The organism is bacterium (assembly GCA_023145965.1).
In the GTDB taxonomy this organism is placed as follows: domain Bacteria; phylum UBP14; class UBA6098; order UBA6098; family UBA6098; genus UBA6098.
The window spans coordinates 59,647-72,174 of sequence record JAGLDC010000007.1 but is presented as its reverse complement, the minus strand read 5'-3'; the positions used below and the strand labels follow the sequence as shown (position 1 = coordinate 72,174).

Annotated in this window: 10 protein-coding genes and 1 tRNA gene; 9 read left to right on the top strand and 2 right to left on the bottom strand. The window is 43.7% G+C overall.

The genetic code is table 11. From position 1 onward, the window contains the following. From KAH81_00930 to KAH81_00905, 6 genes are all read left to right on the top strand, one after another. The coding region (locus KAH81_00930) for a tail fiber domain-containing protein (protein ID MCK5832212.1) at positions 1-1,457 on the top strand (1,457 nt) is incomplete at its 5' end. Positions 1,458-1,466: 9 nt separating this feature from the next. Beyond that, positions 1,467-1,997: a T9SS type A sorting domain-containing protein gene (locus KAH81_00925; GenBank protein MCK5832211.1), complete on the top strand. Its 531-nt coding sequence runs from the start codon at positions 1,467-1,469 to the stop codon at positions 1,995-1,997. Between the two features lie 339 nt (positions 1,998-2,336). Further along, positions 2,337-3,266, top strand: coding sequence for a hypothetical protein (locus KAH81_00920; GenBank protein ID MCK5832210.1), 930 nt, complete (start codon positions 2,337-2,339; stop codon positions 3,264-3,266). Beyond that, positions 3,263-4,588: an N-acetylmuramoyl-L-alanine amidase gene (locus KAH81_00915; GenBank protein MCK5832209.1), complete on the top strand. Its 1,326-nt coding sequence runs from the start codon at positions 3,263-3,265 to the stop codon at positions 4,586-4,588. Before KAH81_00920 ends, KAH81_00915 begins: the two co-directional genes overlap by 4 nt. A gap of 62 nt (positions 4,589-4,650) precedes the next feature. After that, positions 4,651-6,240, top strand: coding sequence for a hypothetical protein (locus tag KAH81_00910; protein ID MCK5832208.1), 1,590 nt, complete (start codon positions 4,651-4,653; stop codon positions 6,238-6,240). A 131-nt stretch (positions 6,241-6,371) separates the two neighbouring features. Further along, positions 6,372-6,908: a hypothetical protein gene (locus KAH81_00905; protein ID MCK5832207.1), complete on the top strand. Its 537-nt coding sequence runs from the start codon at positions 6,372-6,374 to the stop codon at positions 6,906-6,908. Here the strand turns inward: KAH81_00905 and KAH81_00900 are convergent. Beyond that, a complete protein-coding gene (locus tag KAH81_00900; protein ID MCK5832206.1) occupies positions 6,905-7,249 on the bottom strand; it encodes a VOC family protein in 345 nt (114 codons plus the stop codon). The genes KAH81_00905 and KAH81_00900 overlap by 4 nt on opposite strands. Before the next feature lie 86 nt (positions 7,250-7,335). After that, a tRNA-Glu gene (locus KAH81_00895) sits at positions 7,336-7,410 on the bottom strand. A 350-nt stretch (positions 7,411-7,760) separates the two neighbouring features. Here KAH81_00895 and metG point away from each other — a divergent pair. Genes metG through KAH81_00880 form a run of 3 tightly spaced genes read left to right on the top strand, consistent with a single transcriptional unit; the run spans position 7,761 to position 12,509 of the window. Continuing rightward, positions 7,761-9,674, top strand: a complete 1,914-nt coding sequence (metG, locus tag KAH81_00890; GenBank protein ID MCK5832205.1) for a methionine--tRNA ligase — start codon at positions 7,761-7,763, stop codon at positions 9,672-9,674. A 36-nt stretch (positions 9,675-9,710) separates the two neighbouring features. Beyond that, on the top strand, positions 9,711-11,072 hold the full coding sequence (locus KAH81_00885) for a nucleotide sugar dehydrogenase (GenBank protein ID MCK5832204.1): 1,362 nt from the start codon (positions 9,711-9,713) through the stop codon (positions 11,070-11,072). A 9-nt stretch (positions 11,073-11,081) separates the two neighbouring features. Continuing rightward, a complete protein-coding gene (locus KAH81_00880; protein ID MCK5832203.1) occupies positions 11,082-12,509 on the top strand; it encodes an amidophosphoribosyltransferase in 1,428 nt (475 codons plus the stop codon). Positions 12,510-12,528 lie beyond the last annotated feature (19 nt).

The window sequence follows — 12,528 nt, the reverse complement described above, 5'->3', positions numbered from 1 at the left end:
TCGGCATCGGGACGACAAGCCCTTCCCAGAAATTGCACGTATCTGGCAATGTTCGCGTTACGGGCGCTTACTACGACTCCGGCAATAGCCCCGGAACCGCCGGTCAGGTTCTCTCCAGCACGGTTACAGGCACCGATTGGATAGCGGCATCCGGCGGCGGCCTATGGGAAGATGCGGGCGATTATATTAATCCCGTTGGGACAGTGAGCGATAATATCAAAGTTGCCGACGTTCAGGATTACGAATACGGCTTCTATTCGGATATGAATACCGGGACAGCCCTAGGATATGGCGGCCGCTTCGAGCACACCACGTCCGGCAATGGCTCATATGGCATTCGTGCTGAAGCCAACTACACGGGAGCTGGCAACACGTCATATACTTATGGTGGCTTCTTCAGATCGACTTCCACATCTCAGGACGGCTATGGCGTTTACGTCGATGTGGATAACGCCTCCGGAAGTGGAGGATGGGCTAAAGGGGTTGATGTTAACGTCGATAACAACGGCACTTCTTACTCGTTTGGTATCGAAATCGACGTAAATAACGAGGGCACTTCGGCATGCGGCGTCGATATTGACGTGGACAACAACGGCACTACTTTTCCAACTTACGGTGTCAAAGTAGACGCCTATGGCATGAACTCGGCGGGGACTGGAGACTGCTTCGCCGGGGATTTTTATGGACGCAAGATTTCTACCGCTACAAGCGGCGATTCTTATGGCGTTTACGCCAGAGCTACCTACGGTGTAAACGCTTTCGGCGTCTACGCGCGAACCTACGATGAAGCAGACAATCAGTATCCCGTATGCGGGTTTCAGGAAGGCTACGACGAGAGCGACTGGGGGGGGTATGAACCCGGAGGGTTTTTCGGTGGCGCGTATGGAGTTATAGGGATAACTAAAGCATCAAGCGGTACCGGTGTTCGCGGGATTGCCGAACTCACAGGAACCGGAACGGGATATGGCGTCCGCGGTTCCGCTTCCGGCGGAACCACGCATTACGGCGTTTATGGCTCTGCGTCCGGCGGAACCACGAACTACGGCGTCTATTGTTCAGGTAGCGGCGCCTACACCGGCACCTGGACGGACGTCTCCGACCGCAAATTCAAGAAGAATATCACTCCAATGACCGGTATCCTCGCCAAAGTATTGGACTTAAATCCGGTGACCTACGAGATGCGCACCGATGAATACAACTTCATGGGCTTCAGCGAGGGCACCGAATACGGCCTTATCGCGCAAGAACTTAACGAAGTCTTCCCCGAATTGGTAAAGCATGGCGTTCATCCGGGCGAAGAAGGCGGCGAGCCTGTCGAATACGAGGGCATCGACTATATTTCCCTGACATCGATTCTGGTTCAGGGCATGCAGGAGCAGCAGGCGCAAATCGAGACGCAACAGGCGCAAATAGAAGAGCTTCGTTCAGAGATTGAAACCCTCAAGAATAACCAGTAGGAGGACAATATGCGTAAAATTCTAATATTAACACTTATTGTAGCGACAGTCGCGTTTGCGCAGACGGAGATAAACTGGTGGGTGTTCGACGGCGGCGGCGGAATGCGTTCGCCCGGTTCGGGCGACACGGTCTGGGCCTCTATCGGCCAGCCGATCATCGGTTGCGGGATAGCGTCGCCGGTGTCGATGTGCGCCGGCTATCTGTGCCTTTTCGAGGGGTCTTGCGTGAAAATCGACGAGAAACCCGGCGAAGACGGCAACGAAACCAAGCGCCCGTTTGTTTTCGGGATCAATTCCGTTTCGCCGAATCCGTTCAACCCGACATGCGCGATAGAATTCGAGGTCGAATCCGACGCTCCGGTAACATTCGAGTTCTACAACATGATGGGAAACCGGATCGACACGCCTATCGATAACGAGCAGATGACTCCCGGCAGATACAAACTCACATGGGGCGGCGATCTGCCGTCCGGGACGTATTTCGCACGGCTGTCATCGGGCAACAAATCGACCGTCAAACGGGTCGTTTATCTGAAATGAAAATATGCCCGTGCGGGAGGGGCTTGTCCCCTCCCGTCATAGGGGCAACCCGGTGCCCCTACGGGACCCTGTCGCCGATGGCGACGATTGGCGCGAAAGAGGTCGATGGCGCGCAATTTGCCCCTCTGCAAATTTCGTGACATCGAGGTGGAAGGGAAGGGATTTTTGCGGGCGAAAATCATGTAACCAAAATTCCCTATCGACCGTAGCAAAAATCGTGACAGCTCGTGGTGAGGTGAAATCTACAAGAAATAAATCCAAAAAAAAGCAACAAATATTGGCTTCCACTTGACTTTAATAAGAATGATTCTATTTTTGGCTAATTAGGAGGTCATTAGAATGAGAATTTTGCTTGTGATATTATTTCTAGCCCTGTCTGTTAACGCACAGGTTTTTAATAATCCTGATCGCTTTTGGCTTTCCGCTAAATGGCTAGACAATGGTGAGATTTTACTAACAGAAGGGAGTTATCGAGGGCTATTCATATATCGGAATGATGGTTCCCTCGATACAATAACTCTCGATTGGAAAGCCGGATATAGGCCCCAAATCTCCAATGGTTTTATTGCTTACACCGCTTATGAAAATTTCGACGGTGAGGGAAATGTCTTTGTTTATGATTCTCATAAAAAGAAAAACCGGTCTATATATGGCGATTTCAATCTTGGGCCACCCTCATTCAACAAAAACGGCGATCTTGTATTCTCTGATGGTCAAAAAATTTATACCTTCTCGATCCATAGCGAATTAATCGAAGTTTTTCAAGGTGGTGCATATTTGGTTGTGCCAATAGAAGGTGGTTTCCTATGGTGCGATAGAGCCGGAGTAGCCTGGTCGATGGACACAATAAATCAACAAACCCAGCAAATCGAGCTTGGAGATGAGTCCAAATTTCTTTTCTCTCCAGTTGTTTCCAAAGATGGAAAATTTGTCCTCTTAGAGGATATTTCCGGCGTTGTTTTTCTATATGATGTCTTGTCAAGAATATCGATAAAACTACCTTATGGGGATAAACCATTCTTCACCGAGAAGCCCTCGGGTATCATTCAACTTCAGTTGAAGGATGATGGCGAGGAGATCATCCAAAGCAATATTATATTTGTTGGTATTGAAGATACTACAATTTCTCAAGCTATCGAGATAGCCGCAGAATACTCGGAATATATAATCACCGATATCGATTACAATCCTAAACATGGCCTTCTCCTTACTACCAGCGATGGACAGTTTATTCTTGACAGAGATTGCATAAAGGAGATAAATAAATGAAAAGATTAATCCTCCTTTTAGTGATCGTATTAAACCTTTTTTCTGCAAATGTTATTCTTGATCCCGGGCACGGCGGCACGGACTCGGGGGCTACAGGGCCATCTTATTGGGAAAAAAACGCAAACCTCGACGTGGCTTTTTATGCCAAATCCTATCTCGAATCAGCAGGCGTTACAGTGGGCATGACTCGTAGCACCGACATCTATGTTTCCCTTGATGATCGATGCTCTATAGCCAATTCAGGAGGTTATGAAAGGTTCATGTCAATCCATGAAAACGCCTTCGATGCCTCGGTACAGGGAACTGAAACCTATTGTTACACGAGTGGTAGTTCAAACAGCTTCGATCTTCGTGATTGTGTGCATCCTCAATTAATATGGGCTCATAGTTATTACAACCGAGGAACTAAAACAGCCAGCTTTTATGTTCTCGTTCATACCTCGATGCCGGCCATTCTCGGAGAAGGAACATTCATTGATTACACCTCTGGGTGGAACGAATCTTGGCGCTACTTAACAAATTGGAACGATCACGAAGGACGACAGGGTTTTGCCTATGCCAACGGTTATTGCACCCACCGTAGTATAACAGCACCGGTTTATGGGGGTGGAACTGGAGGTGATTCAATAATCGTCGATAATAGCGACCCTGAATTCACCTCAGGAGGATCATGGAACGATGGAACATATTCCGGTGGTTGGGAGGATGATTATATATGGTGCGACGGAACCGACACTATCCAGAGTTGGGCACGTTGGCAACCTGATCTACCAAATGCTGGAGAGTATTCGATCTATATGTGGTGGCTTGCAGGGGCTAACCGATGTGATAATGTCTTTATTCGCATTTTCGGCACTGGCAATGATAGTATGTTCGTTTCCCAAAAAGGGTTGGATGGGGAATGGCACTACCTGGGAAATTACGATTTCTATGCTGGCAATGGCGGTTATGTCAGTCTTGGAGATAGGACCGCAATAGATGGCGATGTTGTTATCGCCGACGCAGTGATGTGGGTATATAACGGACCTTTATCCTCAAAAGAAAAACCTCTCGAGCCAACTGAATATTCAATTAAAACTTACCCCAATCCCTTCAATTCTGCGGTGCAAATTGAAATAAAAAATACCTGCGAAGAAATACAAAAACTAGTGCCTTCTAAAGTGGATATTTTCGATGTAAAAGGAAATTTAATTGTCAAAATTGCTTTTTCCACCGGTGAGCCTACTATTTGGTCACCGAATGAAAGTGTCCCAGCAGGTATATATTTTGCCAGAATGGCTTCGCTTAATACAAGCTTTGTCAAGCTACTATATCTGAAATAGCAGTTTGATTATGTTTTCTTAATTGTTGATATTTGATTTAACTATTCTTATACTAAACAGTTATGGAAAAATATATTAGTTTATTTTTTATAATTTTTCTCCTATCGACTGCCTTACATGCCGATCCAACTATCGATGAAATTTGGTTCTCTCAAGATACGATTTGTGATGACCAAACTATTGTGGAAATTTGTTACATTCTTTCAGGAGAAACTGCGCATGTTTCAGCAATTATGTCCGCTGACTCCGGCTATACGTGGTCAGTTCCATTGGATTCATTAATAAACGATGATGGAGATCTCGGTTTCGAAATAACTCCAGGGACTCATTGCTTCGAATGGGTTATGAGCCATGATCTACCCGATACGGATGGAACAAATTGGATAGTGCAAATCGAGGTTGTTAATTTTCTTGATACATTTCAAGTTATTGATTCTATAGATATTTCAACAAGACCACACTATGGTTGGGGTCTTGGGTATATGTTGGGCTCATATTGGATATACGATTACACAAGCGGCTACCTTTATTATTCGGATTATATAGATCCCGTTGCCTCACCACCACGCGATTCAATATTCCTAGGCGATTCACTTAATTGCGATATTGATGCAGAAGATTACAAAATCTATTTCGCCCGTTCAGGGTCGAATCCAACTCAAATATATAGTATAGAGCTATTTACTGGAATTGAAACTCATATTGCTACAGTTCCTGAACATGGCTCATCTATTCAAGACGTTCAGGTTATTGGCGATTCGCTATATGCTGCCTATTATGATAGCCGAATTTGGTCAAATAGAATTTTCATATTAGCATTCGACCTAACATCGACTCTCCCCATTACATCGGGTTGGGACACCCTCACATGGGCACATATAGACACTTGCACAGGAATGGAAGGTCTTGCATATGGACATGGTTATCTCTGGGGGAGCAATAACTATGGCAGAATTATTAGGGCAGATCTCGCGAGTCGAACATTTACAGGATGTTATCAGGTGCCAAACATCGGTCTTGGAGCCGAGGGACTTTGTTTCGATGGGAGCTATCTTTGGTATCACAACCGTGAGCTAAACCGCATTTGGCAGATAGTCATTACAGATACAACTTCAAGTAGAGCACACGATATCGGCCCCCTGGATTCAAGGGGACCAGAATTAACCCTCGATGGCCCCGATTCCCTCGCTGTTGGAGAACCTTTCGTATTGACTTGGAGTGCGGAAGATCTTTTTGGTTTAGATGCACCTTTCGAGATAATCCAGACATGCTCTGACATTGTGGAAACCACATTTGTTTCAGACACGATTTTCAGTGGAATAACACCCCCTTATTGTGATAGTTTGTATTTTCAAGTCGCCGCTCGAGACTCATTTTGCAACTATGGTTATAGTTCACTTTCTATACCGATTACATCCTCCTACGAGCCTCGACACATTTTTATTCAAGGAAATGAAGGAATATATTGTTTAAAGGTAATAGATTCTTCAGATGCCTCCTCCGCTGGCGATGGCGTCATTATGGTCCAGCTCCCTGGTTTTCTCGGAGCTGCCAATCTTGTTGACACAACCGATGCTTATGCTTCGCCAGTATTTGTCAATACTCCATACGGAATTCGTTCATGGCGTTATGACAGCATAATCATGGATTAACGCTTTTTTCCCGCCCTTTTTAGTATAATTTAAATTCATTTCAAAATCCGCTTGACTAAAATCTCTAGCTAGAGTAGTTTATTTTCAAAAATTGGAGTATTTTGAATGCAAGATTATTAAATTTTATATTTTTGTTGGTAGCAATTTCTTTTCTATTATCCTGTAATGGTAACTCTCTCGAAAAATGGAAGAATTTTTCTACAGAGAATACTTCTTACAGACTTCCTCCAAGATGGATAGTTTTCGATCCTTATAAAATAAAGAATTTATATTGGACCTATCAATGGTTCAGATATTTTCCTCCAAATGATTGCCGAATGGCGTTATTTAAATCGCCTCCTGCCGATCAAACCCAGTTTTTCACGATAATTGGTCCAAAAGAGACTCTCGAAGGCCCACTTAATAATTGTTTAACTAAATATAATAACGATGCTACAATAGAATCAATATGCAGACATGAATACTCAACATCCAATGGGATCAAGATAGAATTATTCAAAGCCAATAAAAAATCAAGTCGTTTTGATGCTGAGCCGGTATCGTATTTTATCGGGTTTGGCGAGTTTGGTGATAGCATATTCATTCTAAATGGTGGCGCACGTTTACCGCGACTCGACATGAATATAATTAAGTGTTTTATCGAGTCATTAGAACTAAGTGAACACTAATACTGAATGAGGTATATTCGATTTCCTTCAGAATCGTATAAACCGGTCAGCCATCCCCCCCATTTTTCTCGCGATGGTGGTTTGAAAAAATTCACTCCAGACACAACCAATCTTCCATAATCACCGTTTATATCGTCTGTCCAAAGGCAAACATCAGCTCCTGTGTAGGTTCCACCACGCCCTCGCCCAGGGACAAGCATCAACGGCACATTGCCTGTGTCGAAGAGTATATCGCCTTCGAAACCGGAGATGCGTTTAAGACCGAGAGTAACGCCATAGAAACGAATAGCTCGATCAATATCAGAGACATAGATGAAAATTCTGTCAGTTCGGGTTATCATTTTAGAATAGGTTAAGCAATCTGAATGCATTATTCAATCTGAATTTCTATAAATAAAAAGCGGGTAAGAAACCCGCTTTTATAAACTGGTAGCGGTACGGGGAATCGAACCCCGGTTTGGTGGCTGAGAACCATCTGTCCTAACCCCTAGACGATACCGCCCTATTTAAAAATTCGAGCAAATTATATACCTCAATCGCTTGTGTGTCAAGGGTAAAAGTTCAATTAATTGTTTAATGTGTAATACAAAAAAAATTATATTAATTATGATTTCCGACATTAGGAGTATATTTTCTTTTTCATTGAATTATAAAATTGCTAATGACAATGTGAATTCGACATAATTATTCTTCCTAAAACTATGCATAAATAAAGAATGCTACTGTCACATTAATTCTTACATATATTTTAGGAAGCAGAAGTTCCTGAAAACGAGAAAGATGGATTGACACGGAGATAAATAAAATTTATATTATATAATTATTTTTCAGAGTCAAAAAAGGAAGCAAAATATGGATAAGCCATTTTTCATCACTACACCTCTATATTATGTAAATGATAATCCGCATCTTGGACATGCATATACTACTGTCCTCGCGGACACCATTTCACGCTACAGAAAGATCGCTGGAGAAGAGGTGTTTTTTCTCACTGGAACCGACGAACATGGTCAAAAAGTTGCTGAAGCCGCTTCCTCTAAAGGTATGACACCAAAACAACATTGTGATATTTATGTGAAAAATTTTAAGAGGTTTTGGAAAGAGCTGAATATCAATTACGACCACTTCATAAGAACGACTGATAAAGCTCATGAGAAGGCCGTTAAACATGCACTTAATATGCTCTGGGAACTCGGGGATATCTATCAAGATGAATACAGTGGATGGTATTGCACACCCTGCGAAAGATTCTGGACAGAAAAAGATATTCAGGATGGAAAGTGTCCCGATTGCCATCGCCCCGTCAAGAAACTTACTGAAAAGAATTATTTCTTCCGCATGGGTAAGCATCAACAATGGCTAATCGATCATATTAATCAACACCCCGATTTCATTAAACCTGAGTCGAGACGCAACGAAATTTTGGGCTTTTTGCGGCGCCCTCTGAACGACCTTTGCATTTCCAGACCAAAAGATCGCCTCTCTTGGGGAATCGAGCTTCCTTTCGATAAGGATTTCGTTTGTTATGTCTGGTTTGATGCCTTGCTTAATTATATTACGGCTATTGGTTGGCCCGAGCAAATGGGCAAATTCGAATACCGCTGGCCAGCAGATATCCATTTAATGGCAAAAGACATAGTTACTACTCATGCTGTTTATTGGCCTACGATGTTGCATGCCCTCGGTATCGAACCACCAAAAACTGTATTCAGCCATGGTTGGTGGATGGTAGAGGATGTTAAAATGGGAAAGTCTCTCGGTAATGCCGTCCCCATTTCCAAACTTATCAAGCTTATGGGGGCAGATGCACTCCGCTATTTCCTCATCCGTGATAGCGTAATTGCAAACGATTCGCAGTTTTCGTTCGAGTCGATGATACTACGACTCAACACCGATTTAGCAAATGATTTCGGCAACTTAACGAGTCGCGTTCTCGGCCTTATTCAACAAAATTTCAAAGGCATTATTCCTAATCCCGGAGAGGCTCACGATGATGAGATTGAGCTTAAAGAAACTGCCCAAAAAACTGCGACCAAACTTCGAGATGAAGTTTGGTCATTCAGACTTTCCAGGGGATTAGAGGCTGCTAATCAATTAGTTTCAGAAACTAACCGCTATCTCGAACGCACCGCTCCTTGGAAATTGGCAAAACTGGGAGAATACGAACGCTTAGCAACAGTTTTATACAATGCTGCGGAAGCTCTTAGAATTTGCTCGATTCTATTCTGGCCTGTGATGCCCGACACATGTGAAGAACTAAGACTTAGGCTGGGGATCGAAAAAGGCAACATCGAGCTAGATAAGGCCTTCGAATGGGGTGTTTTGCGTGCTAATCGTCGAATAACTGTTGGTTTACCGCTATTCCCACGTATAGATAAAAAGGAAATGATGAAAGAGATTCAAGGGAAGGATCATCCCCTTCCGACAACCGATTCCGCTGAGGGACTTATCGATATCGGGCATTTCGCCAAGATCAAATTAGCCCTCGGAAAAGTGATCGACTGCGTCAGCGCTCCGAATGCAGACAAGCTTTTACTTCTAAAAGTCGATCTAGGCACTGAAATCCGTCAAATTGTCGCCGGTATTGCCCCTTGGTATAGACCAGAGGAATTAATTGGCAAGACAATTGTAGTAGTTATCAACCTCGAACCGGCTAAAATAAGAGGATATGAATCCCAAGGTATGTTATTAGCTGCCGGAGCGGGCGATGCAGTTAAAGTGTTAACCGTGGATGGGGATCTTCCTCCCGGCACTTCAATTAGATAAACAAAAAACACTAATAAGACCTAGAAGGAGAAATCGATGGCAAATTTAACCGCCGAAATCTTATCGAAAAAAGTTCAGGATTGTAACGCACGAGTGTGCGTTATAGGAATGGGATATGTCGGATTACCTCTTGCAGTAGAGGCCTGTAAGGTCGGTTTTCATGTAGATGGTTATGATGTTTCAGAGAAAAAAGTTAATACTTTGAACTCGGGTGGTTCCGATGTTGACGATATTCCTGCTGAAACCGTAGCCGATCTGGTCAACAGTGGTCTTATGAAATGCACCACCGATCCTTCAGTCATGGCACAGGCAGATATTATCCTTATATGCGTTCCTACTCCACTTAACAAAACAAAAGACCCTGATGTTTCCTATATTCTCGATGCAACCGAGAAGATAAGAAAGTATCTTAAAAAGGGAACTATCTCGATCCTTGAGTCAACAACCTATCCCGGCACTACCGAAGAACTTATACTTCCGATATTAGAGGAAACCGGCTTTAAAGTCGGCGAGGACATTTTCCTCGCCTTCTCTCCCGAACGAGTGGACCCGGGAAATCCGACTTACCAGACTTTTAACACTCCGAAAATTGTCGGTGGTGTCACCCCCGCTTGCACAAAGATAGCGATGGAGTTCTATGAAAAAACAATCGAGAAGGCTATTCCGGTTTCATCTACAAAAGCAGCCGAAATGGTCAAACTCCTCGAGAATACTTTCCGCAGTGTTAATATCGGCTTGGTTAACGAGCTTGCGCTTATGTGTGATCGCCTTGGCGTAGATGTATGGGAAATAATTAATGCCGCTGCAACAAAACCTTTTGGTTTTATGCCTTTTTATCCCGGCCCGGGACTCGGCGGGCATTGCATTCCTATCGACCCACATTACCTTTCTTGGAAGCTAAAGAGTCTTAATTACTACGCGCGCTTTATAGAATTAGCTGGCGAGATCAACGGAAACATGCCAGCATATGTTGTTTCTCAGGTTGGTGAACTTTTCAATAAATTCGGAAAAGCAATAAAAGGCTCCAAGATCGTTCTTTTGGGTATGGCTTACAAAAACGACATATCCGATGTAAGGGAATCTCCAAGTCTCGATCTATTAGAAATCCTCGATTCTAAAGGCGCCGAAGTTGTTTATAATGATCCTTTTGTTCCAAGCATCACTTGGAAAAATAGAGAATTCAAGTCTGTCGAACTGACAGACGAACTTCTCGAAAATGCTGACTTGGTGCTTATCTCGACTAATCATAAGACATATGATTGGGCTCGGATAGTCGATAAAGCTAAGCTAATTTTCGATGGTCGTAACGCACTAAAAGACTTCACAGGACTCGATAACAAAATATATAAACTTGGAAGTGGAAAGTTATTGTCGTCTGGAGTTTCACATTTAAAGTAGAAGGAATCGATGAGCAGTAATTTTGGTGAATACTGTGGAATCGTTGGCTTGATTGGCGTTCCGGATGCGGCTATCAAGGCCTATATGGGTCTTTATGCTCTTCAACATAGAGGTCAAGAATCTGCAGGTTTAGTCATCTCCGATGGAAAAGAGTTAATCGAGAGAAAGGGCCTCGGTCTTGTTAATCAAGTCTTTGGTTCTCCCGAAACATTAAAGGATTTGGTCGGCTCGGCAGCTATCGGACATGTTAGATATTCCACTACAGGATCAACGAATTTTGCCAATTCTCAGCCTTTCACAATTAATTATAAACGAGGAACAATCACCGGAGCGCATAATGGCAATCTCATTAATGCCCGTGAGCTTCGGCGAAAAATGGAACAAGAAGGCTCCATTTTTCGCACTTCAACAGATACCGAAGTTATTCTTCACCTTCTCGCGAAAAGTCCATGCAGAACCACAGCAGAAGGTATAGCCGATGCTCTCTCGCAAGTCAAAGGAGCTTATTCACTGGTATTTCTTACGCTGGATTCGCTTATTGCCGTTCGCGATCCATCTGGATTCCGGCCGCTTGGGATCACACGTACTCCGGAAGGAGGAACCGTCGTAGCGAGTGAGTCTTGTGCGTTCGATCTTTTAGACCTCCCCATGGGTAAAACTCTCGAACCGGGTGAAATGATAATTGCCGATAACCGAGGCAATGTTGAATCATTATTCCCTTTCAAACCGGTAACTCCCTCTCCTTGTATATTTGAGTTTATATATTTTTCCCGACCTGACAGCCGAATATTCGACACAAATGTGGATAAAATTAGAAGGAGAATGGGGAGAGTTCTCGCTCAAGAGCAACCTGCTGAAGCGGATATAGTCATCAGCGTGCCGGATAGCTCGAATACCGCTGCACTCGGTTATTCGAGAGAAAGCGGCATACCTTTCGAATTCGGGCTCATTAGAAATCATTATATCGGAAGAACATTTATTCAACCCAGGCAGGCAATACGCGACTTTGGAGTGAGGATTAAATATAATCCAGTGAGAGGCGTGCTCTATAATAAGCGTGTTGTAGTTGTCGATGATTCTATTGTTAGAGGAACTACATCGAAAGCTTTGGTATCCATGTTACGAGAAGCCGGTGCCGCCGAGGTGCACATGCGGGTCGCAAGCCCTTCAATTAAATTCCCTTGTCATTATGGCATAGACACTCCGACATCCGATCAGCTTATCGCAAGCCACACTTCTCTTGAAGATACAGCTAAATTCATCGGCGCGGATACATTAGGTTATCTCTCACTCGAAGGAATGATGTCAATCGAGGGGTTGCCGCATACCACATTTTGCACGGCATGCTTTAATGGCAAATATCCAATCGAATTAACTGAGAACCCAGAAAAAGATAAAATGTTGTTAAATAAAGAAAAATGCTCGGACACCTATTAGTCAAGCAAATTAGGAGGTT